Here is a 23,885-nt window from a genome sequence, read left to right as displayed (position 1 = left end):
CCCGCGACGCGCGATCCGAAAGCACTTCCGGAAGGAGGGAGGGCCTGAGGAGCAGAGGCGCACCCAGGTGCGCCGGGGCGGGCGCGCGCCCGCCCCGCCCGGATCAGTGGATGACGATGTAGCTGCGCCAGGGCAGAGTGCCCGGAGCGATCTCGTCGCCGCTGTTGGTCGCCACGTAGATGGGATTCTCGCCCCGGCAGTTCAGGGTGCGGTACAGCTGGATGTCCACCAGCGTGTTGTTCTCGATCCTGGTCGCGCCCGACGGCGCCAGCCTGTGGCAGCCGTTCACGGACGGGCTGGTCACCGTCACCACGAACTCGCGCCCGGTCTCGTAAGAGAGCGTGCCGACCATGCTGCGGCCGAGGCCCGAGCAGCCCGTCACCGTGACGGCGAGCAGAGCCGCCCCGGTGGCGATGGTGAGACGCCGGCGAAGGGACATGGGGGATCCTCGTCTGTCGGAGAGTGGCGGCGGAACCGTGTTCCTGGCCACCCTGCCCCTTCCGGGCGCGCTCGTCATGTTCTGTTGGGCCGTACGGGCGATGCGCCGGAACGCCCGTTGTCAGACCCCACCCGTATGGTCGGAGATCCAGTCGTGAATCCGTCGCGGAACAGGAGGTGAGGAGCGTCGTGACCCAGGCCCCGCTCGGCCATGCCGCCGTCTTCCTGCCCGCCGCCCTGCCCCGCGAGGGCCGGGTCGCCTTCTGGTCGCCCGAGGGCGCCCCGCTGCCCGATCCGGAGCAGTTCGAGACGGCCCGGGGGTCCGCCCGCACCGACGGCGCCCCCGCCTCCGCCACCAGGGGCGAGCTGACCGTCGTGCGCCGGCACGGGGCGGGGGTCAGGTCCCGGACCGTGCCCGCGCTGTTCCTGTCCGTGGCCGAGGCACTGCCCGTGCTGGTCGCCGCCCGGCACCATCCGGCCGCGCACCCCGCCACCGCCTGCTGGGGTGCCGCCGCCCTGCACGCCCTGCACCTGGTCGCCCGGGGCCGGCTGCTGCCCGGACTCACGGCCGACGACCACGACGCCTGGCGGGCCGGACCGCTCGACGCCGACGACATCGCCCACCTGCGGGCGATCGCCGCCGCCATGCCGTACGAGGGCCACGCCACCCCGCTGCCGGAGCCCGGCTCGGCCCGCGGCCCGCTGCGCCTGCCCGAGCCGGAGGCGCTGGTGCGCGCCTTCCTCGACGCGGTCGCCGACACCCTGCCCCGGACGCCCGCGGCGCCGCACGCCGTCGGCGCGCCGTTCGCCGCGCGGGAGGCCGTCCACCTGCCCCGCGCGCGCACCTGGGCCGCCGAGGCCGCCGCCGGCATGGACGCGGGCGTCCGCGTCTCGCTCCGCCTCGACCTGTCGAAGTACGAGCTGTTCGACGTCTCGGGGGAGTCCGCGGAAGGAGAGGAGCGGCAGGCCGCGGCCGTGCTGCTCCAGGTGCACAGCCTCGCCGACCCGACCCTCGTCATCGACGCCGCCGCCCTGTGGGCCGGCGACGGCGACGAGCATTTCGGCCCCCGCGCCCGGATCGACGCCGTCCTCGCCGTGCGCCGCGCCGCGCGCGTCTGGCCGCCGCTCGGCCGCCTCCTCGAACGGGAGGTGCCCGACGTCCTCCCGATCACCGAGGACGAGCTGTACGAGCTCCTCGGCCCCGCCACCCCACGGCTCGCCGACGCCGGTGTCGCCGTCCACTGGCCCCGCGACCTCGCCCGCTCGCTCAGCGCCTCCGCCGTCGTCCGCCCGGCCCGCTCCGCACCGGGCTCCGCCACCGACGGCACCGCCTTCTTCGACAGCGAGGAGCTGCTCCGCTTCAACTGGCAGCTCGCCCTCGACGGCGACCCCCTCACCGAGCGGGAGATGGACGTCCTCGCCGAGGCGCACCGGCCCGTCGTCAGGCTGCGGGACCAGTGGGTGGTCGTCGACCCCGACCTCGTCCGCAAGGCCCGCAAGCGCGAGCTCGGGCTCCTGGAGCCGGTCGACGCGCTCGCCGTCGCCCTCGGCGGCACCGCGGAGGTGGACGGCGAGACCGTCCCCGCCGTGCCCGTCGGCGCCCTCGCGGTCCTGCGCGACCGCCTCCTCGCCGGGCCCGAGGACGTCCCCCCGCCACCCGGCCTCGACGCGACCCTCCGCGACTACCAGCTGCGCGGCCTGGCCTGGCTCGACCTGATGACCTCGCTCGGCCTCGGCGGCTGCCTCGCCGACGACATGGGCCTCGGCAAGACCGTCACCCTCATCGCCCTCCATCTGCGCCGCGCCCGCCCCGCACCCACCCTGGTCGTCTGCCCGGCCTCGCTCCTGGGCAACTGGCAGCGGGAGATCCGGCGCTTCGCCCCCGGCGTCCCCGTACGCCGCTTCCACGGCGCCGACCGCACCCTCGGCGGGCTCGACGGCGGCTTCGTCCTCACGACGTACGGCACCCTGCGCACCAGCGCCGCCCAGCTCGCCGAGCAGGAGTGGGGGATGGTCGTCGCGGACGAGGCCCAGCACGTCAAGAACCCCTTCTCGGCGACGGCCAAGGCGCTCCGCACGATCCCCTCACCCGCCCGGGTCGCCCTCACCGGCACCCCCGTGGAGAACAACCTCTCCGAGCTGTGGGCACTCCTCGACTGGACCACCCCGGGTCTCCTCGGCCCCCTCAAGGCCTTCCGCTCGCGCCACGCCCGCGCGGTGGAGAACGACGAGGAGATCGGCAACGAGGAGGCGGTCGAGCGCCTGGCCCGGCTGGTCCGTCCGTTCCTGCTGCGCCGGCGCAAGTCCGACCCCGGCATCGCCCCCGAGCTGCCGCCCAAGACCGAGTCCGACCACCCGGTCGCCCTCACCCGGGAGCAGGCCTCGCTCTACGAGGCGGTGGTGCGCGAGACGATGGCGCAGATCGAGGCCGCCGAGGGCATGGCCCGACGCGGACTGATCATGAAGCTGCTGACCTCGCTCAAGCAGATCTGCAACCACCCCGCGCAGTACCTCAAGGAGAGCTCCCCGAGGAACCGCGGATCGAGCGGTGCCGGCGCCGGCGCCCTGCGGCTCGCAGGGCGCTCCGGGAAGCTGGCCCTCCTCGACGAGCTCCTCGACACGATCCTCGCCGAGGACGGTTCGGTCCTCGTCTTCACGCAGTACGTGTCGATGGCCCGGCTCCTCGCCGACCACCTCGCCTCCCGGGGCGTCGACGCCCAACTGCTGCACGGCGGCACGCCCGTCCCCGAGCGGGAGCGGATGGTGGACCGCTTCCAGGCCGGGGAGGTCCCCGTCTTCCTGCTCTCCCTCAAGGCCGCCGGCACGGGGCTCAACCTCACCCGGGCCGGCCACGTCGTGCACTACGACCGCTGGTGGAACCCGGCCGTCGAGGAGCAGGCCACCGACCGCGCCTACCGCATCGGGCAGACCCAGCCGGTCCAGGTGCACCGCCTGATCGCCGAGGGCACCGTCGAGGACAGCATCGCGGAGATGCTGCGCGCCAAGCGGGCCCTTGCCGACGCCGTCCTCGGCAGCGGCGAGGCCGCCCTCACCGAACTGACCGACCGCGACCTGGCCGACCTGGTGTCCCTGAGGAGGCCGTCATGACCCCCGACGAGCCCCGTCACCCGGACGCGTCCCGCCACGTCGACGAGCCCCGCTTCCCGGACCGCTCCCGCGCGGGCGCCGGGCGCCCGCGGCCGTCCCGGACGGCCCCCGCCCGACCCGCCCTGCCCCGCCACGACGACCGGCGCCGGACCTTCCCCCAGCTCGCCCCGCGCGCGGCGCCCGACGGGCGGTTCGCCGCCACCTGGTGGGGCAACGCCTGGGTCGAGTCCCTGGAGGACACCGCCCTCGACCAGGCCCGGCTCGCCCGCGGCAAGGCGTACGCCCAGCGCGGCCACGTCGACGCGATCACCGTCACCCCCGGCAGGGTCGTCGCCTACGTGCACGGAAGCCGCCCCCGCCCGTACCGCACCGAGATCCGCCTGCGCACCCTCGACGACGCCGACTGGGAGCGGTTCCTCGACGAGGCCGCCGCCCGGCCCGAGCACATCGCCGCCCTCCTCGACAAGGACGTCCCGCACGCCCTGGAGGCCGTCACCGGACTGCTGCCCGCCCCCGGCGACCTGATCCCCGACTGCTCCTGCCCCGACGACGGCTACCCCTGCAAGCACGCGGCCGCCCTCTGCTACCAGTCCGCGCGCCTCCTCGACGAGGACCCCTTCGTCCTCTTCCTCATGCGCGGCCGCGGCGAACAGGAACTCCTCGCCGACCTCACCCGGCGCAACGCGGCCCGCTCCGCCGCCGAGCGCGGCGCCACGGCACCGGCCCTCCCCGCCGTCCCCGCACGCACCGCGCTCGCCCCGCTCACCGGACACACCCTCCCGCCGCTGCCCCCGCCGCTTCCCGCGCCCGAGCGCCCGGGCCGCCCGGCGGTCTTCCCCGCCGACCCCGACGCACCCGACCCCCTGGCCCTCGACCTGCTCGCCGGCGAGGCGGCCGCCCGCGCCCACGCCTTCCTCACCACCGGCCAGGACCCCGTCGCCGCGCTCACCCCCTGGCAGGACGCGGTTCGGCTGGCCGCCGCGCACCCCGGCTCCGGACTCACCGCCTCCACCCGCGCCCTCTACCGGGACCTGTCCTACGCCCTCGACCGCACCCCGACCGACCTGGCCCGGGCCGTCGCCGCCTGGCGGCAGGGCGGACCGGCCGGCCTCGCCGTCCTGGAAGAGCCCTGGGACCCGCCCGCCGGGCCGTTCGACCGGGCCAGACCCGCCCTGTTCGCCGCCGACCTCCCCGTCTTCCGTCCCTGGCGCAACCGGCTCTCCACCCGTTCCCTCCAGCTCCGCTTCGGCCGGGACGGGCTCTGGTACGGGTACGAGTCGGACACCGACCGCGAGGACTGGTGGCCCCGCGGCACCCCGGACGCCGACCCGGTCGGCGTGGTCACGGCCCTGCTGGGGAGATGATCGACCGATAGGCTGGTACGACGCGAAGCGGACTCGAAGGGGGCCCGGTGGAAGCCGAGTTGGTGGCACTGGCGACGGCGGGCGCGAGCGCCCTGGTGCAGCAGATGGTGGGCGACGGCTGGGAGCGCGCCCGGACCCGGATCGCCGCGTTCTTCGCGGCCCGCTCCGGGGCGGATGAGCAGGCGGTCGGCGAGGAGCTCGAAGCGGCCCGCGACGACCTGCTGCGCGCCGAACGGACCGGCGACCAGGGGACGGCGGACGAGGCCAGGACCGAGGCCCGCGTCGAGTGGCGGGCCAGGATGCGGCGGAGCCTGCTCGCGGACCCGGAGTCGGCGGGAGAACTGCGCGGGATCCTCCGCGAGTTGGCGGACGGCGACGGCGAGCCGCAGCCGCGGCACACCACGATCACCACCAACACCATCAACGGAGGGGTCCACCACAACTTCACCCTCCAGGTCGGCACCATCGGGTCCGCCGGTCAGATCGGCAACAACAGCGGAACGACCGGTTCGGCCGACACGGGCGACCAGGGCGCCCCCCGGGCGTGAGCCCCGGCCCCGCCGGGTGCGGCGGTCCCGGCGACCGGCGGTCGGCTCGCTGTGGGACAATGACCAACTAGCCTTTCCGCGCCGGGAGTTCTTGTCGTCGCTCGTGGTGACGGCCGGGTCCACCTCACTCCCTTCCGCGTCACGCCGGCGCTCCGCGCACCCCCACGTCGGGACATGATCCACCGCGTCACACTCGCTCGATGGAGTGAAACACGGCATCGGTCGGATCCGCGCACCTCACGGATGGCGTTATTTCGGGTACGGGCGACTGCCCGTGAAGAACATCCGGAAGGCAGGAAGCCATGAGGCAGATTCGCCGAAGTGGTCTGGCCACACTGTTGGTCACCGGTGGCGCGCTCGCGCTCTCGGCGGGCGCCGCCCACGCCGACTCCGCGGCCCAGGGTGCCGCCGTCGGTTCGCCGGGGGTCGGCTCCGGCAACGCCGTTCAGCTGCCCGTGCACGTCCCCGTCAACCTCTGCGGGAACACCGTCAACGTGGTCGGACTGCTCAACCCGGCGGCGGGCAACAGCTGTGCCAACCGCTCGGAGTCCCGGGGACACGGCTCCGAGGGACACGGGCCCACCCACAAGGACCTGCCGGGCACCCCGCGCGCCGGATCCTCCGACAACGGCGGCCGCTCGGGCGGCTCGTCCAACGGCGGCGGCGCCACGGCCGAGGGCCACGCCGAAGGCTCGCCCGGCGTGCTGTCCGGCAACGGCCTGCAGCTCCCCGTCGACCTTCCGGTCAACCTCAGCGGCAACTCGCTGAACGTCGTCGGCATCGGCAACCCGGCCATCGGCAACACCTCGGTCAACGGCCCGGTCGAGCAGCCCTGCGACGAGCACCCCCCGCCGCGCCCGCACACCCCGGTCCGCCACGTGCCGCCCGCCCCGGGCGCCGAGGAGCAGCCGCCCGCCCCGGCCCCGCAGTCGAGCTCGGTGCAGCTCGCCAGCACCGGGTCGGACGTGGTCGGCTTCGCCGCCCCGGCCGGCGCCGCACTGCTCCTCGGCGGCGCGCTGATGTACCGCAGGGCCCGCCGCGCGGCCGACCAGGGCTGACCGGGACGCGTGAAGCGTCCTCTCAGCCGATACGCCAGGCCCGGAGCACCGCCTCGATGGTGGGTGCGACCCTCGTCCGGGCCTGGTGACGGGGGACCCCGGTCATCAGCAACGAGTCGTACTCGGTGTCGACGTGCCGTATGGCGGCCCGCACCGCCGCCGTGACCGCGCCCCGGTCCAGGGACCGGCCGGCGGCCGTGCGTCCCACCCGTCCGCTGCCCTTCGCCGAGGCGTGCCCGGCTATCTCCGCCGCCCGGTCGGCCGGGCAGTTCGGGAAGAGGCGCAGGATCTCGGCCTCCAGGGCCGCCGTGACCTCCGCGTCCGAACCGGCCCGCCGCTCCGCGTCCCTCGCCCGGCGCCGCGCCCGCGCCTCGGAGTCCGCGAGGCAGGCGGCCTCCGCGCGCCGCAGCGCCGCCTCCTCGACGAGCAGGCCCTGGCGCTCGTACCGGGTGCGGCGCCTGTTGTGCCGTACCACCACCGCCCACAGTGCGCTGCCCTCGCGGGCCCGGCGGGTGAGCGCGGTGTCGCCGCGGCGCAGGAAGACGAGATGGCCGAGGTCGGCGCAGTCCAGGCAGACGATCGCGTTGAACTCGACGATCACGCGCTCCAGCGGCCCCTGACGGCACTCCGAGCAGCGGCGTCGTCTGAGCGGTTCGACCACGACGGGGGCGACGAGATCCACGGTGTCGTCCTACCCGTACGGGCCCCGGCCGACGCCCGCAGGCGCGCTCCGGGAACGGACTCCCCGCGGCTCAGCGCACCCCGGGGGCGGCCGCGGCGATGAACAGGGCGAGGGCCTCCTTGGCCTGCTCCGAGCGCCGGGTCCGTTCGGCGTCGTCCGCCGCCTCGTGCATGCAGTGGGTCACCTCGAAGGCGGACTCGGCGAGTTGGCGGGTCCGCGGGTCGTCGCAGACCAGCTGGACCCGGAAGAGCGCCTGGCGGGCGACGGTCCGCTGCCGGTACGAGGCGTGCCGGGACTCCTCGGCCTCGTCCGAGCCCGGTTCCAGCCGGGCACGGAACCAGCGGTCGTTCTGGCTGTGCCGGTAGTCGACGACCGCGCCCGCGAACGCGCTGTAGGTCGAGATCCGCTCCTGCCGCAACTGCTCGGTCCTGGCCAGGGCCGCCGTCCGCTCGGTGGCCCGGCCCTGGAACCAATGGGTCGCCACCGCGCCCAGCAGGGTTCCGACGACGGCTATCAGCGCCGCATCCATGACGGATTCGCTCCTCGCGTTCTCGACGCACCCCCGACGCATCGCCAGCGCGTGCCCAACCGGCAGGAAAAACAGTTCGATTCGCCGGGCTCCGGACCCTAGGGTCGGACACGTGGCAACGAAACTCAATCAGATCATCGCAGTAGAGAAAGGCGTCAAGTCCCGGGCGCATCAGGACCTGACCACCGCCCATCACGGAGTGCAGAAGCCGGCGCTGCTGGCGGGCATCTCCCGTACGTACCAGCCGAAGGACGAGGAGGGTGAGCAGCTGCCGCCCGAGTCGACACTGGTGCAGGTCAAGGCCGAGGACGTGCTGCGCGACACCGCGCGGACGCTGACCCGCCTCTTCGACGTCACCGCCACCAAGGACTGGGCGAACTGCGAGGCCCGCGCCGACATCACCGTCGACGGACGGGTGCTGGTGCCCGGGGTGCCGGTCGCGTATCTGCTCTTCCTGGAGAAGCAGCTGACGGACATCCTCACCTTCGTCCGCAAGCTGCCGGTCCTCGACGCGGCCGAGTCGTGGACGCAGGACCCGTCGACGGACGCGTGGAAGACCGAGCCGGTCCGCACGGTCCGTACGAAGAAGGTGCCGCGCAACCACGTCAAGGCCGAGGCGACGGAGAAGCACCCGGCGCAGGTCGAGGTGTACTACGAGGACGTCCCGGTGGGGTACTGGACGACCGTGAAGTTCTCCGGCGCGCTGCCGGCCCGGCGGGTGAACGAGCTGGTCGAGCGGGTCGAGAAGGTCCAGCAGGCGGTGAAGTTCGCCCGCGAGGAGGCGAACGGCGCCGAGATCACCGACCAGCGCGTCGGCGACGCGGTCTTCGGCTACCTCTTCGGGTAGCCGTCCGCCGACGGCCCCGTGGCCGTCACCATGAACTCCCCGGCCGCCAGCCGCGGCCGGGGTGCGCGAGGAGCGCAAAGCTGAAGCTGAGCCTTGTCGTGAATGCGCGGCCCGGATCACCAGAGCACTTCTGATCCGGATCGCGTTCAAACTCAGACTATTGCTCCAGACTCAGCATGCGCCGCTCATCGCCGGATCGACCGGGCCCGGGCCCTGGTGCGTCGAAATGCCAGTTCGAATCTGGTCCGCCGAGCTTCGATCGGCGGTGGTCCAATGGCAGGACGCGACGCAATGACGACTGACCCGGGTCCTCAAGTGCGCCGGCGTGTGAAGAGGAGCGGCATCGAAAGGGTCCGGGGGCAGGCTACGCCCTCGGACCCGCTGCCGTTTCCGGCCGTCGGTCACCTCGCCGCCCCGGCTCCGGCTACTGGCGGTAGCCGCTGAGGAAGCGCCCGATGCGGCTGATCGCCGCGTCCAGGTCGTCCGCGTGAGGAAGCGTCAGGATGCGGAAGTGGTCCGGGCTCGGCCAGTTGAAGCCGGTGCCCTGCACGACCTGGATCTTCTCCCTCAGCAGCAGGTCGAGGACGAACTTCTCGTCGTCATGGATCTTGTGGACGCTGGGATCCAGTCGCGGGAAGGCGTAGAGCGCGCCCTTCGGCTTGACGCAGGAGACGCCGGGGATCTCGTTCAGCTTCTCCCAGGCGCGGTCGCGCTGTTCGTACAGCCGTCCGCCGGGGGCGGTCAGCTCGTGGATCGACTGCCGGCCGCCGAGCGCTGCCTGGATGGCGTACTGCGCGGGGGCGTTGGGGCAGAGCCGCATGGAGGCCAGCATCGTCAGGCCCTCCAGGTAGTTCCTGGCGTGCTGCCGAGGGCCGGTGACGACCAGCCAGCCGGAGCGGAAGCCCGCCACCCGGTACGTCTTCGACAGGCCGCCGAAGGTGAGCACGACCAGGTCGGGGGCGAGGGAGGCGGCCGGGTAGTGCACGGCGTCGTCGTAGACGATCTGGTCGTAGATCTCGTCGGCGAAGACCATCAGGCCGTGCCGGCGGGCGAGGTCGAGGATGCCCTCGACGATCTCCTTCGGATACACCGCGCCCGTGGGGTTGTTCGGATTGATGATCACGACGGCGCGGGTCCGGTCGGTGATCTTCGAGGCCATGTCGTCGAGGTCCGGGTACCACTCGGCGGACTCGTCGCACAGGTAGTGCACGGCCTTGCCGCCCGCGAGCGTCGTGACCGCCGTCCACAGGGGGAAGTCGGGGGCCGGGATCAGGACCTCGTCGCCGTCCTCCAGAAGCGCCTGGACGGCCATCGACACCAGCTCGGAGACCCCGTTGCCGAGGAAGACGTCGTCGACGTCGACATCCCGCAGGCCCATCGACTGGTAGCGCTGGGCGACCGCGCGGCGGGCGGAGAGGATGCCCCGCGAGTCGGTGTAGCCGTGCGCCTTGGGGAGCATCCGGATCATGTCCTGGACGATCTCCTCGGGCGCCTCGAAGCCGAAGAGCGCCGGGTTTCCGGTGTTGAGGCGCAGGACGCTGTGGCCCGCCTCCTCCAGGGCGTTGGCGTGCTCGATGACCGGGCCGCGGATCTCGTAGCAGACCTCGCTCAGCTTGCTCGACTGCCGGAACTCCATGCGCCGACCTCCCCAGAAGTGTTGATGCTTGGTTTTACCAAGTTCGAGCTTGGAAAGTCCAACAACATGTCTAGACTGCGTCGCATGCCACGCCGCCGAAGCTATGACCAGTACTGCGCCGCAGCCCGCGCCCTCGACGCCGTAGGCGACCGGTGGACGCTCCTGATCGTCCGTGAACTCCTCGCCGGCCCGCGCCGCTACACCGATCTGCACGCCGATCTCCCCGGCGTCAGCACCGACATGCTCGCCGGGCGGCTCAAGGACATGGAGGGCACCGAACTCGTCACCCGCCGCCGGCTGCCGCCGCCCGCCTCCGCGTCCGTGTACGAGCTCACCGACCGAGGCCGCGACCTGCTCCCCGTCCTGCGCGCCCTCGCCGCCTGGGGCGCGCCCGCCCTCGACGCGCCCCGGCCGACGGACGCCGTGCGCGCCCACTGGTTCGCCGTCCCGCTCCTGACGGCCCTGGAGCCGCTGGGGGCGCGGGTCGTCCAGGTCACCCTCGACGAGGGGGAGTTCCACGTACGGACCGGGGCCGACGGCCGGGCGGAGTACGGGGACGGGGCGGCCGCCGACGCCGAGGTGCGCCTGGTGACCGACGCGGAGACCTGCCGGGCCCTGGCGAACGGCGAGTCGACCCTCGCCGACGCCGTCGCGGCGGGCCGGGTCGAACTCGTCGAGGCCGTACCGGCGGTCCCGGCGGCTCCCTGACCCGGTCCGTGCCTTACGCGCCGACGGGCCGGTCCGAGCTGCGAGCGGCACCCATGGGGGAGGCCAGGGCGGCCGCGAGGCGGTTCCTGGCCTCCGTCTGCGCCGCGATCCGCGCGTCGAGCACCGCGAGCCGCTCCCGGGCGATCTCGAGGCCGCGCGCGGAGGGCGACGCGGCGGGCACGTTCCCGTCGAGGCAGGACGCGAAGGCGGCCACGTCGTCGAGCGTCAGACCGGCGTCCAGCAGATACCGGATATTGGATACACGTACCACCGCGCCCTCCTCGTAGACCCGGTAGCCGTTGGCCGCGCGCACCGAGGCGATCAGCCCCGCCTGCTCGTAGTGACGCAGCGCGCGAGCCGTCGTTCCGGTCCTCCGGGCCAGTTCACCGATGCGCAAGGACACCACCTCCCCGCGCAGTCGTATCACGCGACCAGGGCGCCCCCGTCGACGGGCAGTACCGTGCCCGTCAGGTAGGCGGCGTCCGGCGAGGCCAGTGAGGCGATCGCCCAGGCCACGTCCTCCGGGCGGCCGATCCGGCCCAGGGGGACGTGCGCCAACTGCCAGTCCCGCAGGGCCTTCCGCCGCTCCGGGGTGAGCCCCATGTGGTCGGCGATCGGCGTCTCGATCGCGCCGGGCGCGACGGCGACGACCCGCACCCCGCGCGGCGCCAGCTCCACGGCCCAGCAGCGGGTCAGCGTCTCGAGCGCGCTCTTGGTCGCCGGGTAGAAGGAGTTGCCGGGCCAGCCGCGCTGCCCGACCGTGGTCGTGACGTTGACGACGACTCCCCGGGAGGTCTCCAGCGCCGGCAGGGCCGCCTGCGTGAGCAGGACCGGGGCGACGAGATTGGTCTCCACGAGCGGGCCGATCACGTCACGGCCCAGGGTGCCGAGCGGCCCGCCCTTCGCGATCCCGGCGTTGTTGACGAGGACGTCGAGCCGCCCGTACCCGTCGACCGCCGCCGCCACGATCTCCTCGGGCGCGCCCTGGGCCGTGATGTCCGCGACCAGGGGCCGGATCCCGGGGAAGCCCTCGGCCGTCTCCGCGAGCGGCTCCGGCCTGCGCCCCACGGCGAGGACCGCCGCCCCCTCGCGCGCGAAGGCCCGCGCCGTGGCCCGGCCGATCCCGGTCCCGGCCCCGGTGACCACGACGACGCGGGCGGTGCGGTGTGTGTTGTCCGTGCTGATGTCCATGGGGTGAGGGTCGAACCTTGCCGCCAGTGGCAAGGTCAAGCCGGGACCCCTGTCCAGAATCCGTGTGTGGGGGTCCGTGCGGCAGGATGGGACGGATGCGATGCGAAGCGATCAGCTGGGAGCGGCTCGCCGACGCCGTGGCCGGCCGGGTCGACGGGGCCGAGCCCGCCGACGGCAGCGCCTGGCTCAAGGTGGGGATCGACGGCGCCCCCGCCGCACCGGGCGCGGAGCTGGCCGACCGGGTCGCCGACGTGCTGCGGCTGCGCGGACGGTCGGTGCTGGTGGTCGGCACGGGCGGCTTCCTGCGGCCGGCCTCCCTGCGCTTCGAGTACGGCAAGCAGGACCCGGACGCCTACTACGGCGGCTGGTTCGACACCGGGGCGCTGTGGCGGGAGGTCTTCGGGCCGTTGGAACCGGGCGGCAACGGTCGGGTGCTGCCCGATCTGTGGGACCCGGCCACCGACCGCGCGACCCGCAGCCCCGCCGTACCGCTGCCGCCCGGTGGCGTCCTGGTCCTGCACGGGCCCTTTCTGCTCGGGCACTGGTTCCCCTTCGACCTCACCCTGCACCTGCGCCTTTCGCCCGGCGCCCTCGCCCGCCGCACGGAGGAGCCCTGGGCCCTCCCCGCCTTCGAGCGGTACGAGAACGAGGTCGGCCCGGGGGACGTCGCCGACGCCGTCGTGCGCGTCGACGATCCGCGGCGCCCGGCCTGGGCAGGCTTCGCGGACTCCCCGGGAGCGCGCTAGGGCCTGTCGTCAAACTCCCGCCTGCCCCGCGACGCCTGGCACGCGCTCTCGCCGCACCGGGTGAAAGTCCGAGTACGTCCAGTACGAGGGCTTCCACCCGGCACGCCGAGAGCACGCACCAGACGCCGCGGGGCCGCCCTTCGGGCGACGACGGGAGTTTGACGACAGGCCCTAGGGGCGCCCGCCCACCCGGGTGACCGCCTCCGCTCCCGCGCGGCAGCCCGCTCCGGCGGCCGCCACCGGGGTCGCCCCGGTCAGGAGGGCGGCCAGGAAGGCGCCCGTGAAGGCGTCCCCGGCGCCGGTGGAGTCCACCGCGCGGACCGGCGGAGCCGTCACCCGGGCCGTCACCCGGCCCTCCTCGGCGAGGACGGCACCCTCGCCGCCCAGGGTGACCGCGACCAGCGGAAAGCGGCGGCTGAGGGTCGAGGCGGCCTCGTCCGGGCTCGTGCGGCCGGTCAGCAGGCGGGCCTCGTCGAGGTTGGGCAGCAGGCACTCGGCGCCGTCCACGGCCCCGAGGAAGCGTTCCGTGCCGAGTTCCGTCAGGAACCCGGCGGACGCCGGGTCGACGCTCACCGGGACGCCCGCCGCGCGCGCGTCGCGCAGGACCCGCCCGGCCGTCTCGCGGCTCGGCCCGGCGAAGAACAGGTACCCGGACAGATGCACCCGTGCGACCCCGTCGAGCAGCGCCGCAGACCAGTCCTCGGGCGCCAGGCGCAGCGAGGCCCCGCTGTCCGTGAGGAACGTGCGCTCCGCGTCCGGTCCCACCAGGGCGATGACCGCCGCGGTCGGGGCGTCCGGATCGAGGGCGAGCAGCGGCCGTACACCCGCGCGGCGCAGTTCCCGCTCGTGCCAGGACGCCGAGTCGGCACCCACCCGCCCCAGGAGCCGCACGTCCGCGCGGCCCGAACGAGCCGCCCAGCAGGCCACGTTCGCCCCGGCTCCGCCGGGCAGCGTCCGGATCCGCGCCGGGGTGTCGGTCGCGGCGGCCAGGGGCTTGTGGTGCCGGGCGATCACGTCCGTGACGACGTCCCCGACGACCAGGAGCCCGCCGGGGCCGGTCACGGGCGCTCGCGGTAGGCCGCCGCGATCCGCGCCGCGAGCCGCACGTTGCCCCGCACCGCCGCCAGGTTGGCCTCCAGGGAGGCGCCTTCCGTGTGCACCGTCAGATGGTCGAGCAGGAACGGCGTCACCGCCTGCCCCGTGACGCCCTTCTCCTTCGCCGCCGCGAGGCCCTGTGCGAGCACCCGGTCGTGCAGCGCCGGATCGAGCTGGTCCTCGCGCGGCACCGGGTTGGCGACGATCAGCGCCGCCCGGGGGCCGTCGAGGGCGTCCTGGGCGCGTATCACCTCCGCCACCTCGTGCGGGGTGCGCAGGGTCCAGTCGACCGGTTCGCCCGACGAGGAGAGGTAGAAGCCGGGGAAGTGGTCCGTCCCGTAGCCGACGACGGTCACCCCGAGCGTCTCCAGGCGCTGGAGCGTGGCCGGCACGTCCAGGATCGACTTGACCCCCGCGCACACCACCGTCACCCCGACCCGGGAGAGCAGCCGCAGGTCGGCCGACTCGTCCTGGGTCTCCGCCCACTCCCGGTGCACCCCGCCGAGCCCGCCGGTCGCGAAGACCCGGATGCCCACGGAGTCCGCGAGCCAGGCGGTCCCGGAGACGGTCGTCGCGCCCGTCACCCCGGTCGCGAGCGCGGGCGCCAGATCGCGGTGCCCGAGCTTCCGGACCGTCGGGTCCTCCGCGATCCTGGTCAGCCCGGCCTCGTCCAGGCCGATCCGGGCCGTGCCGTCGACCACCGCGATGGTGGCGGGGACGGCCCCGCCCTCCCGTACCAGTGCCTCCAGCTCCGTGGCCACGGCCAGGTTGCGCGGGCGTGGCAGACCGTGGGCGATGATCGTCGACTCGAGCGCGACGACGGGGCGCCGCTCGTGGAGCGCCTCCCGTACCTCCTCGGACACCTGTGTGGACATGGGGGATCTCTGATGCAACCGAGGCCCCCGCAAACCTCGGTGGCGCGCATCGGCCGCAACGCGTCGGCCGCGGTGCGCCGGTCACACGGCATCATCCCCAGCACGTCGGCCCCAGCGCCTCAGCCGCACCGCGGGAGCCCGGGCAGCAGGTCCGCGTCCACCACCTGGATCACCGGCCGCGCGCCCGCCGCCTTCGCCTCGCCCGCGCTGTACGCGAGGGCCAGTGCGCCGCCCGCCGCCTGCGCGTACCCGTAGGCCGGGGTGATCTCCGCGTACGCGCCCGAGTCCAGGTCCAGGCCGTAGGACGTCTCCGGGGTGCGCCAGGTGAGCAGGCGGCCGGACACCCGGAGCTGGTCCATGCCGTCGACGGCGGGGGAGGCGGTCACCGCGGCCGTGGGCCGGGCCCGGCCGGAGCGCCACACCATCAGCCGGGGCGCGCTCTCGCCCGCCACCCACGCCCAGGTGGTGCCGTCGGACACCGCGGACCGGAGGTCGCGCAGGGCGGCCACCGGCGGGGGCAGGGGCGCCGGGCGCCCGTCGCGCAGGGAGACGGCGGTCAGCCGGGTGCCGCCGCCGGCGGCCTCGCGCCACACCAGCAGCCCGCCGGCGGCGAAGGGGCTGTCCAGCACGCCCGTGTGCCACGCGCGCGGGGCGCCGCCCCCGGCCGGGGCCGCGAAGACGGTGGCCTTGCCGGAGCCCGTGCCCTGCGCCCACAGCACGGTGCCGTCGTGGACGACCGGGTGGGGGAGCGGGCCCGGCCGGTCGGCGCGGGCGAGCCGCCGGGACCTGCCGGTGGTCGCGTCCCACACGTACAGGCTCCACGGGCTGTCGAGGCTCCGGCCCTCCAGGACGGCGAACGCGGCCCAGCGGCGTCCGTCGAAGTCCGCCGCCAGCAGCTGGTGTTCGACCGGGTCGGCGAGGCGGAGCAAGGTGCGGGGCGCGGTCTCGCCGCGGCGTACGAGGGCGGCGCGGCGCCCCGCGACGCCGGTGAGCTGGAGCGCCGTCCAGCCGGGTCCGGTCTCCGTGAGGACCGCGCGTTCCCCGGGCGGCGGCCGGTACTCGCCGGCCGCGAACGCGGCGCGCCAGGCGGCGGGCAGCGGCACCTGGCAGGCCGCGGCCCGCACCCCCGAGGGGAGGGCCGACGAGGACGCCGGGGCGGGCGCCGTCCGCGCGGGCGGGGTGCCGGGCCCGGCGGCTCCCGACGAGCACCCCGCGAGGAGCAGGGCGCCCGTCAGGAGCGGCACCGGCAGGAGGCGTCGCCTACCAGACGTACCCACGGCCGCCCATGATGGTGGTGAGGGTGTCGGAGGAGATGTGCGCGGACTTCGGCACCGGGCCCGCCCAGGAGATGACGCTGGTGCTGACCCCGCCCACCGGGTCCAGGTAGTCGACCTCCCCCGCGGCCGTGTCGGTGTTGTAGCCGTCGACCGCGACCCAGTGGAAGATCTCGATGTTGGGGTGTCCGACGAGATGCGGCCCGCCCGGCACCTCCCAGGCGTTGCCCGCGATGGCGTAGTCGTTGTCGGTGTTGTGCGTGATGTGCTGCCTGAAGGCGGCCTTGTCGGCGGCGGTCGGGGTGTAGGGCAGCGCGTTCGGTACGTAACCGGCACCGGGGAGCCGGTAGTTGAGGGCATCCGCCATGGGGTAGCCGGTCGGGTTCGGCACGTTGATGTCGATGCCGTACCAGGCGGTGCCGCTGGTGGTCGCCCTGAGCAGGGTCGCCGCGTCCCGCTGGGAGCGGCCGGCGACCTCGTCGTGGGCGGACTGGGTGATCACCAGGGTGGCCGGGCCGCACCAGTAGGAGGTCTGCTGCGACTGGTGGAGGGCACCGGAGAGCTTGTACCCGGCGAGGGCACGCGCTCCCGTGTACGTCCACTCCGCCACTGCCTGCTTGGCGGCGGCGAGTCTGCGCTGGCCCGGCGTGAGCCGCTGCGGCCCGAGGGTGTCGTGGGCGGCCTTGTACGAGGCGCCGGGTGCCGGTTCGGCGGCGGAGGCGCCGGCGGCGAAGGCGGTGGGGAGGGCCGTGGCGGCGGTCAGCAGGGCCGCCGATCCGAGGACGGCCGCGCGGGCGAGGATTCGGGTGGGGGGCATCGCACTCTCCTGTCCGGGGTGGGGTGGGGGTGGGGGGAGGAGGGGGAGCGGGGTGGTCCGCTCGGAGTGTGACGCCCTCACGCCCTCCTTGTCAGCGCGCCGGGCGGGTGGCGCGGGACCAACATTGGGCCCACCAAAGGCGCCGCCCCCGACCTGCGGCGACAGTCGTCGGCACCCGCCGCGCGGGGAGCGGTTTTCGGCTCCGCGAGGCCGAGAACCGGCTGCCCGGGCCGGATCGTGCTCCTGGCGCACGTCCGCACGTCCGCACGTCCGCACGTCCGCACGTCCGCACGTCCGCACGTCCGCACGTCCGCACGTCCGCACGTCCGCACGTCCGCACGTCCGCACGTCCGCACGTCCGCACGTCCGCACGCGCCCACGGGACGGCTGCGGAATCGGTGCCTCGGGGCCCCGCTCGGCGAGGCCGGGCCGCCCCTTGGCGGGCGCCCCGGCCGTAAACCCCTCCTGCGGATTCCGTTGCGCCGCACGCCACGGAGAAGTGCCTGGGCGGAGCGTGAAACGGAAGGGATTCTTCCAGGCGGTACCGGGCCCGTGGCGGCGTCGGGACCCCGCTACAGTCACCGCCCATGACCACTCACGCGCAGCCCTCGTTCGCCGTCCACATCCCTGATGCCGAGCTCGAGCCCGAGCCGCTGGACCCCGGCCAGATCGTCTCCGGCACCCCCGAGGTGACCGGCAAGCTCCTCTGGGAGTCCGCCGACGGCAAGCAGCTCCGCGGCATCTGGCAGATCACCCCCGGCGTGGTGACCGACACCGAGGCGAACGAGCTGTTCGTGGTCGTCAGCGGGCGTGCCACGGTCGCGGTCGAGGGCGGCGAGACCCTGGAGATCGGTCCGGGTGACGCCTGCGTGCTGCGCGAGGGCGACCGCACCACCTGGACCGTCCACGAGACCCTGCGCAAGGCGTACCACATCAGCCTCTGAACTCCCCTCGGAGGGAGCCGGTCCGGAGTCTGGTAGGAAACTTTCCTATCCACTACGATCCCCGGCAGCGGCTTGGCGCGGCGCCCGTGTCCGGGACCTTCCCGGACACGGGCGTGACGCGCTCAGCGAGAGCTCTGACCCGGCCGCCGTGCACCGCAGCATGCCCCGTGGCGCCCCTCGCCACACGGGCCGGTCCGCGCTGCCCGCACCCCAAGTCCAGCTCTCGCCGTCCCCAGGCCAGGGAGTCCCAGGTATGCGCCTGAACGCCTCCGCCCCACCCCGCCGGACCGCACTGTCCCTCCTCCTCGCCGCCGTGCTCCTCCTCACCGGCGGCCTCCTGCTCGCCGCCCCCGGCCGCGCCGACGCCGCCGACCCGCTCCTCTCCCGCGGCAAGCCCGCCACCTCCTCCTCCGACGAGGACGCCACCCTCGTCCCCGCCAAGGCCTTCGACGGTGACCCGGCCACCCGCTGGGCCAGCGCCGAGGGCTCCGACCCCCAGTGGCTGCGCGTCGACCTCGGCGCCGCCTCGACGGTCTCCCGGGTCCGCCTCTCCTGGGAGGCGGCCTACGCCAAGGCCTACCGCGTCGAGGTCTCCGCCGACGGCGCCACCTGGACCGCCCTCGCCACCGAGACCGCCGGCAACGGCGGCACCGACGACTGGACCGGGCTGGCCGGAAAGGGCCGCTACCTCCGCGTCTACGGCACCGCCCGCGGCACCTCGTACGGCTACTCCCTCTACGAAGTGGAGGTGTACGGGACGACGGACGGCACCACACCGCCGCCCACCGGCTCCTTCACCGTCGTCGCGGCCGGCGACATCGCCGCGCAGTGCACCGCCTCCAGCAGCTCCTGCGCCCACCCCAAGACCGCCGCCCAGGCCCAGCGGATCAACCCGAAGTTCTACGTGACGATGGGCGACAACCAGTACGACGACGCCCGCCTGAGCGACTACCGCTCCTACTACGACAAGACCTGGGGCGCCTTCAAGGCCAAGACGCGGCCCGTGCCCGGGAACCACGAGACCTACGACCCGGCCGGCTCCCTCGCCGGATACAAGTCGTACTTCGGCGCCATCGCCTACCCCCAGGGCAAGCCCTACTACAGCTACGACGAGGGCAACTGGCACTTCGTCGCCCTCGACTCCAACTCCTTCGACGACGCCGCCCAGATCCAGTGGCTCAAGGACGACCTCGCCCGCAACGCCAAGAGCTGCGTCGCCGCCTACTTCCACCACCCGCTGTACTCGTCCGGCGGCCACGGCAACGACCCCGTGTCCAAGCCGGTCTGGCAGATCCTCTACGCGGCCAAGGCCGACCTCGTCCTCAACGGGCACGACCACCACTACGAGCGCTTCGCCCCGCAGGACCCGAACGGCAAGGCCACCGCGGACGGCATCGTCGAGATCGTCGGCGGCATGGGCGGCGCCGAGCCGTACCCCATCGAGACCGTCCAGCCCAACAGCCAGAAGCGGATCAGCGGCCCGTACGGGGTGCTGAAGCTGGACTTCACCGACACCACGTACAGCTGGCAGTACGTCGGCACCGACGGTCTGGTCAAGGACACCGGCCCGACCTACACCTGCCACTGATGTACCTCGCGACCACCGGTCGCCGCGGCGCGCCGTCCGCACCCTCCGGGGTGCGGCGGCGTGTCCCCGCCACCGTCCTCGCCCTCGGCGCCGTCAGCCTCGTCACCGACGTGTCCTCCGAGATGGTCACCGCCGTGCTGCCGCTCTACCTGGTCCTCGGGCTCGGCCTGACCCCGCTCCAGTTCGGATTCCTCGACGGGCTGTTCACCGGTGCCACCGCGCTCGTCCGGCTCCTCGGCGGACACGCCGCCGACCGGGGCGGCCGGCACAAGCGGATCGCCGGCATCGGCTACGCCCTGTCCGCCTGCTCCCGGCTCGGCCTGCTCCTCGCGGGCGGTGCGACCGGCCTCATCGCCGCCTCGCTCGCCGCCGACCGGCTCGGCAAGGGCATCCGCACCGCCCCGCGCGACGCGCTCATCACCCTCGAAAGCCCGCCCGACGCCCTCGGCCGCGCCTTCGGCGTGCACCGGGCCATGGACACCACCGGCGCCCTCCTCGGCCCCCTGGCCGCCTTCGCGCTGCTGTGGGCGACCGCCGACGCGTACGACGCCGTCTTCGTCGTCAGCTTCTGCGTCGGGCTCCTGGGGGTGCTGCTCCTCGTCGTGCTCGTCCCCGGCGGGCGCCGGGAGACCGTGCGCCCCGCACGCGAACCGCTCGGCCTGCCGGCCCTGCTCCGGCAGCCCGCCGTGCGCCGGGTCGCGTTCGCCACCGCGCTCCTCGGCGCGGCCACCGTCGGCGACGCCTTCCTCTACCTGCTGCTCCAGCGCAGGACCGCGCTGGACGCCACCTGGTTCCCGTTCCTGCCGCTCGGCGCCGCGGCCGCCTACCTGCTGCTCGCCGTGCCCGCCGGACGGCTCGCCGACCGCATCGGCCGCCGGCGCCCCTTCCTGTACGGGCACGGAGCCCTGCTCCTCGCCATGGCCCTGCTCCTCGCCCCCGTGCCGGACGCGGTCCTCATCGGCGGGGTCCTCGCCCTGCTCGGGGTCTTCTACGCCGCCACCGACGGGGTCCTGATGGCCCTCACCGGCCCCCTGCTCCCGGCCGCCCGGCGCGCCAGCGGGCTCGCCCTCGTCCAGACGGCGCAGGCCCTCGCCAAGGTCGCCGCCGCCACCGGCTTCGGCGCGGCCTGGACCCTGTGGGGGCCGTCCACCGCCCTCGTCCTCGCCTCGGCCGGGCTCGCGACGGCCCTCGTGTGCGCCGCCCGCCTGCTGCCCGCCGAACCACCGCACGGAAGGACCACGACATGACCGCCCGTCGCCTGTGGGCACTCCTCCTGGGAGCCCTGCTCCTCGTCGGCGGCGCCACCGCCTACACCCTGCGCGCCGCCGCCGAACACCCGCGGGCGGGGGTCGCGGGCGCCGACACCGGCTTCGACCTCGACGGGCCCCCGGGCGCCCTCTACTTCCGTGACACCGCCAGCGGACGCGTCGCCCGCCAGGACCCGGCGGCACCCGGCGCCCGCCTCGTCGGCGGACCGCGCTGCGACCGCTTCCACGCCGCCGCGACCACCGCGCTCTGCCTCCAGCGCCGCCCGGGACTGCCCGCCCGCTCGTACGTCCTCGTGCTCGACCGGCAGCTGCGCGAACTGCGCCGGATGAGCCTGCCCGGCATCCCCAACCGGGCCCGGGTCTCCGCCTCCGGCCGGGTGCTCGCCTGGACGACCTTCGCGACCGGCGACTCCTACAACACCTCGGCGTTCGCCACCCGGACCTCGATCCTCGACCTGCGCACCGGCTACCTGATCAAGAACATCGAGCAGATCCCGCTCACCCTCGACGGGCGCCGGCACCACGCCCCCGACGTCAACTACTGGGGCGTCAGCTTCGCCCGGGACGACAACCGCTTCTACGCCACCGTCTCCACCCAGGGCCGCACCCACCTGGTCGAGGGCGACCTGCGCAACTGGTCCGCACGCGCGATCAAGGAGAACGTCGAGTGCCCCTCGCTCTCCCCGGACGGCACCCGCATCGCCTACAAGAAGAAGGTCTCCACCGACTCCGCCGCACCCTGGCGCCTGTACGTCCTCGACCTCGCCACCCTGCGCGAACACCCGCTCGCCGACACCCGGTCCGTCGACGACCAGGCGTCCTGGACCGGGCCCGGCACGGTCTCCTACGCGTACGGGGGCGCGGTGTGGAGCGTGCCCGCGGACGGGACGGGGGCGCCGCGCCGAGTGGCGGCGGGGGCGAGTTCCCCGGTGGTTCCGCACTGAGGCGGGCGGATGGTGGATGCCGGACAGGGGACGCCGGACAGGGGATGCCGGATACGGAATACCGGATACGGGATGCCGGATACGGGATGCCGGACAGGGGATGTTGGATCCTGGATCCGGTATCCCGGATCCACGCTCCTCAGGCCCGCCGCACCGCATCCCGCCGCACCGCATCCCGCCGCACCGCGCCCCGCAGCGCCAGCAGCGCCATCGGCACCAGCAGGCACGCGCCCACCGCGTTCAGCCAGCCGTATCCCACCGTGGAGACGATGAGGCCCGCCGCCAGGCCGCCGACCCCGGCCGCGGTGTTCATGATGAAGTCGGAGAGGCCCTGGACCGCCGCCCGGGCGGCCTGCGGGACGGAGTCCGTCAGGAGGGCCGAACCGGAGACGAGCCCCGCCGACCAGCCGAGGCCGAGGACGAAGAGGCCGAGCGCGGTCTGCCCGTGGCTCGGTCCCGCCGTGCCCGCGAGGAGAGCCGCGACGGCGATCAGGGCGACGGCCAGGCCGATCACCGACAGCCGGCCGAGCCGGTCCGACAGCCAGCCCATCACCGGCGAGAAGGCGTACATGCCCGCGATGTGTCCGCTGATGACCAGGCCGATCAGCCGGATGTCCGCCCCGTGGTGGCTGAGCGCGACCGGCGTCATCGACATGATCGACACCATCGCCGTGTGCGAGCCGGCCACGGTGACCAGGGCCAGCTTGGCCCGCGAGGACTCCCGTACCGCCCGCAGCCCCGCCTTCAGGGAGCGGCCCTCCGCCGCCGCGTCCCCCTCGGGACCTGCCAGCGCCCGCGCCGTCAGGAGCGGGTCGGGGCGCAGCAGCAGGGCCACCACGAGGGCCGAGATCACGAACACGCCGGACGCCCAGACGAAGGGCCCGGCCGCCACCGGAATGCCGAGGCCGGCGACGCTCTCCCCGGCCGGGGCGGCGATGTTGGGACCGAGGACGGCGCCGATGGTGGTGGCCCACACGACCGTCGAGATGGACCGGGCCCGCCGGTCGGGCTCGGCCAGGTCGGCCGCGGCGAAGCGGGCCGCCAGGTTGGCCGAGGAGCCGGCCCCGAAGCCGACCAGGCCGACGAGCAGCACGGGGAAGCTGTCCAGGACCGCGCCGAGGACCGCGACACCCGCGCCGACGGCGCCGACGAGATAGGCGAGGACGAGTCCGGCGCGCCGGCCCCGGGTCGACATCAGCGAGGCGAGCGGCATCGCGAGCAGGGCGGGACCCGCCACCGAGGCCGTCGAGGCGAGCCCCGACAGCGCCTCCGTACCGCTGACCTCCTTGGCGAGGACCGCGGCCAGCGCCACTCCGGTGGCGATGCCCAGACCGCCCAGGATCTGGGTGGTGATCAGCACGGCCTGGATGCGCCGGCGCAGTGCCGGAAGCCGCTCGGGCGAGAGGGGGCCGGATATCTCGGTCGACTGGAGCGCGTCAGGGGCGTCTGGCGTGGTGGTCACTTACGCATAGTGCCAGCCTTCCCACAGCGTGGGAACGGCCGGGCGGCCTCCGGGCAGACGCCCCGGCTCAGAACAGCGGTTCCGGCAGCACCCCTTCCAGGGCGAGGAGCCTGCGCTTGGTCTCCAGACCCCCGCCGAAGCCCCCGATCCCGCCGTCGCTCTCCACCACGCGGTGGCACGGCACCACCACCGGCAGCGGATTGGCGCCCATCGCCGCGCCGACCGCCTGGGCCGCCCCCGGCTGCCCGACGCGGCGTGCCAGCTCCCCGTACCCCACCACGGTCCCGTACGGGACGCGCTCGGCGAGTTCGCGCAGGACCTGGCGGTTGAATCCGGTCACCAGCGACCAGTCCAGCTTGACGGCGAAGCCGCGACGCCTCTCGCCGAAGTAGTCGGCGAGCTGCCGCACCGGCTCGGCCAGCAGGCCCTCCGCGCTCTCCGCGAGCTCCCCGCCCAGGGCACCCGCGAGCCGCTCCAGGGCCCGGTCGCGCACCCGGTCGTCGGCGTGGAAGACCACACTCACCAGACCCCGCTCCGTCGCGGCGAGCAGCAGGGGACCGAGGGTGCTGGGCACCACCGTCCACTCCACGCGCCCGGCCGTCCGTACCGTCGTCGGCTTCTCGCTCTCCATGCCGGCCACGGTACGACCCGGCACTGACAACCGGGCAGGTCAATTCCCGGACGGCGTGGCCGAGGGGCCCCGCCTGGCGCCATAATCCGGTAGCACTACTCAGCGGTACCGACTGTTTTCGGACGACGTTGC

General features: G+C 74.4%; 23 protein-coding genes. 11 read left to right on the top strand and 12 right to left on the bottom strand.

The annotated features are described in order from the left end of the window. Positions 1-103 precede the first annotated feature (103 nt). Entirely contained in the window at positions 104-439 is a 336-nt protein-coding gene (locus OG309_RS09420; protein ID WP_329419701.1) for a hypothetical protein, read from the bottom strand. Between the two features lie 188 nt (positions 440-627). Between OG309_RS09420 and OG309_RS09415 the strand changes: the two genes are divergently transcribed. The 4 genes from OG309_RS09415 (at position 628) to OG309_RS09400 (ending at position 6,516) form a co-directional block, all read left to right on the top strand. Then, positions 628-3,546, top strand: coding sequence for a DEAD/DEAH box helicase (locus tag OG309_RS09415; protein WP_329419700.1), 2,919 nt, complete (start codon positions 628-630; stop codon positions 3,544-3,546). After that, positions 3,543-4,910 (top strand): SWIM zinc finger family protein, encoded by a 1,368-nt coding sequence (locus OG309_RS09410; protein ID WP_329419698.1) that lies wholly within the window; start codon positions 3,543-3,545, stop codon positions 4,908-4,910. The genes OG309_RS09415 and OG309_RS09410 overlap by 4 nt, the downstream gene beginning before the upstream one ends. 47 nt (positions 4,911-4,957) lie before the next feature. Beyond that, positions 4,958-5,458 carry a hypothetical protein gene (locus tag OG309_RS09405; RefSeq protein ID WP_329419696.1) on the top strand — a complete coding sequence of 167 codons (501 nt, stop codon included), beginning with the start codon at positions 4,958-4,960 and terminating at the stop codon, positions 5,456-5,458. Positions 5,459-5,760: 302 nt separating this feature from the next. Then, the gene (locus OG309_RS09400; protein ID WP_329419695.1) at positions 5,761-6,516 is read left to right on the top strand and encodes a chaplin; all 756 of its coding nucleotides are present in this window, start codon (positions 5,761-5,763) and stop codon (positions 6,514-6,516) included. Between the two features lie 22 nt (positions 6,517-6,538). On the opposite strand, the gene OG309_RS09395 is transcribed toward OG309_RS09400, so the two are convergent. Further along, on the bottom strand, positions 6,539-7,198 hold the full coding sequence (locus OG309_RS09395; RefSeq protein WP_329419694.1) for a DUF2293 domain-containing protein: 660 nt from the start codon (positions 7,196-7,198) through the stop codon (positions 6,539-6,541). A 70-nt stretch (positions 7,199-7,268) separates the two neighbouring features. After that, the gene (locus OG309_RS09390) at positions 7,269-7,727 is read right to left on the bottom strand and encodes a hypothetical protein (protein ID WP_329419693.1); all 459 of its coding nucleotides are present in this window, start codon (positions 7,725-7,727) and stop codon (positions 7,269-7,271) included. 112 nt (positions 7,728-7,839) lie between these two features. On the opposite strand from OG309_RS09390, the gene OG309_RS09385 reads away from it, so the two are divergent. Beyond that, on the top strand, positions 7,840-8,574 hold the full coding sequence (locus OG309_RS09385; RefSeq protein WP_329419692.1) for a DUF7873 family protein: 735 nt from the start codon (positions 7,840-7,842) through the stop codon (positions 8,572-8,574). A gap of 424 nt (positions 8,575-8,998) precedes the next feature. Here OG309_RS09385 and OG309_RS09380 read toward each other — a convergent pair whose 3' ends face one another. Beyond that, complete coding sequence (locus OG309_RS09380) at positions 8,999-10,210, bottom strand: pyridoxal phosphate-dependent aminotransferase (RefSeq protein ID WP_329419690.1); 1,212 nt, start codon at positions 10,208-10,210, stop codon at positions 8,999-9,001. A 66-nt stretch (positions 10,211-10,276) separates the two neighbouring features. On the opposite strand from OG309_RS09380, the gene OG309_RS09375 reads away from it, so the two are divergent. Then, entirely contained in the window at positions 10,277-10,918 is a 642-nt protein-coding gene (locus tag OG309_RS09375) for a winged helix-turn-helix transcriptional regulator (RefSeq protein ID WP_443067552.1), read from the top strand. A gap of 13 nt (positions 10,919-10,931) precedes the next feature. On the opposite strand, the gene OG309_RS09370 is transcribed toward OG309_RS09375, so the two are convergent. After that, a complete protein-coding gene (locus OG309_RS09370) occupies positions 10,932-11,315 on the bottom strand; it encodes a MerR family transcriptional regulator (RefSeq protein WP_329419687.1) in 384 nt (127 codons plus the stop codon). 26 nt (positions 11,316-11,341) lie between these two features. After that, the gene (locus OG309_RS09365; RefSeq protein WP_329419686.1) at positions 11,342-12,109 is read right to left on the bottom strand and encodes an SDR family NAD(P)-dependent oxidoreductase; all 768 of its coding nucleotides are present in this window, start codon (positions 12,107-12,109) and stop codon (positions 11,342-11,344) included. A 95-nt stretch (positions 12,110-12,204) separates the two neighbouring features. Between OG309_RS09365 and OG309_RS09360 the strand changes: the two genes are divergently transcribed. Beyond that, positions 12,205-12,855 (top strand): uridine kinase, encoded by a 651-nt coding sequence (locus tag OG309_RS09360; RefSeq protein WP_329419684.1) that lies wholly within the window; start codon positions 12,205-12,207, stop codon positions 12,853-12,855. A gap of 171 nt (positions 12,856-13,026) precedes the next feature. On the opposite strand, the gene OG309_RS09355 is transcribed toward OG309_RS09360, so the two are convergent. The 4 genes from OG309_RS09355 to OG309_RS09340 all read right to left on the bottom strand — a co-directional run bounded on the left by OG309_RS09355 (position 13,027) and on the right by OG309_RS09340 (position 16,916). Further along, positions 13,027-13,917 carry a carbohydrate kinase family protein gene (locus OG309_RS09355; RefSeq protein ID WP_329419683.1) on the bottom strand — a complete coding sequence of 297 codons (891 nt, stop codon included), beginning with the start codon at positions 13,915-13,917 and terminating at the stop codon, positions 13,027-13,029. Continuing rightward, positions 13,914-14,825: a pseudouridine-5'-phosphate glycosidase gene (locus tag OG309_RS09350; protein WP_329419682.1), complete on the bottom strand. Its 912-nt coding sequence runs from the start codon at positions 14,823-14,825 to the stop codon at positions 13,914-13,916. Before OG309_RS09350 ends, OG309_RS09355 begins: the two co-directional genes overlap by 4 nt. A gap of 119 nt (positions 14,826-14,944) precedes the next feature. Continuing rightward, on the bottom strand, positions 14,945-16,102 hold the full coding sequence (locus OG309_RS09345) for a hypothetical protein (RefSeq protein WP_329419681.1): 1,158 nt from the start codon (positions 16,100-16,102) through the stop codon (positions 14,945-14,947). Further along, on the bottom strand, positions 16,086-16,916 hold the full coding sequence (locus OG309_RS09340) for a hypothetical protein (protein ID WP_329419680.1): 831 nt from the start codon (positions 16,914-16,916) through the stop codon (positions 16,086-16,088). Before OG309_RS09340 ends, OG309_RS09345 begins: the two co-directional genes overlap by 17 nt. Positions 16,917-17,503: 587 nt before the next feature. Here OG309_RS09340 and OG309_RS09335 point away from each other — a divergent pair. From OG309_RS09335 to OG309_RS09320, 4 genes are all read left to right on the top strand, one after another. Next, entirely contained in the window at positions 17,504-17,860 is a 357-nt protein-coding gene (locus tag OG309_RS09335; RefSeq protein ID WP_329419679.1) for a cupin domain-containing protein, read from the top strand. Between the two features lie 253 nt (positions 17,861-18,113). Continuing rightward, positions 18,114-19,448 carry a discoidin domain-containing protein gene (locus OG309_RS09330; RefSeq protein ID WP_329419677.1) on the top strand — a complete coding sequence of 445 codons (1,335 nt, stop codon included), beginning with the start codon at positions 18,114-18,116 and terminating at the stop codon, positions 19,446-19,448. Then, positions 19,448-20,695, top strand: a complete 1,248-nt coding sequence (locus OG309_RS09325) for an MFS transporter (protein WP_329419676.1) — start codon at positions 19,448-19,450, stop codon at positions 20,693-20,695. The genes OG309_RS09330 and OG309_RS09325 overlap by 1 nt, the downstream gene beginning before the upstream one ends. Then, the gene (locus OG309_RS09320; protein WP_329419675.1) at positions 20,692-21,660 is read left to right on the top strand and encodes a hypothetical protein; all 969 of its coding nucleotides are present in this window, start codon (positions 20,692-20,694) and stop codon (positions 21,658-21,660) included. The genes OG309_RS09325 and OG309_RS09320 overlap by 4 nt, the downstream gene beginning before the upstream one ends. Before the next feature lie 139 nt (positions 21,661-21,799). On the opposite strand, the gene OG309_RS09315 is transcribed toward OG309_RS09320, so the two are convergent. Continuing rightward, on the bottom strand, positions 21,800-23,122 hold the full coding sequence (locus OG309_RS09315) for an MFS transporter (RefSeq protein WP_402546324.1): 1,323 nt from the start codon (positions 23,120-23,122) through the stop codon (positions 21,800-21,802). A 67-nt stretch (positions 23,123-23,189) separates the two neighbouring features. Next, positions 23,190-23,753 carry a methylated-DNA--[protein]-cysteine S-methyltransferase gene (locus OG309_RS09310; protein ID WP_329419673.1) on the bottom strand — a complete coding sequence of 188 codons (564 nt, stop codon included), beginning with the start codon at positions 23,751-23,753 and terminating at the stop codon, positions 23,190-23,192. Positions 23,754-23,885: the final 132 nt, after the last annotated feature.

It is taken from the genome of Streptomyces sp. NBC_01268 (assembly GCF_036240795.1).
Taxonomy (GTDB): domain Bacteria; phylum Actinomycetota; class Actinomycetes; order Streptomycetales; family Streptomycetaceae; genus Streptomyces.
This window is presented reverse-complemented; position numbering and strand designations above follow the sequence as displayed.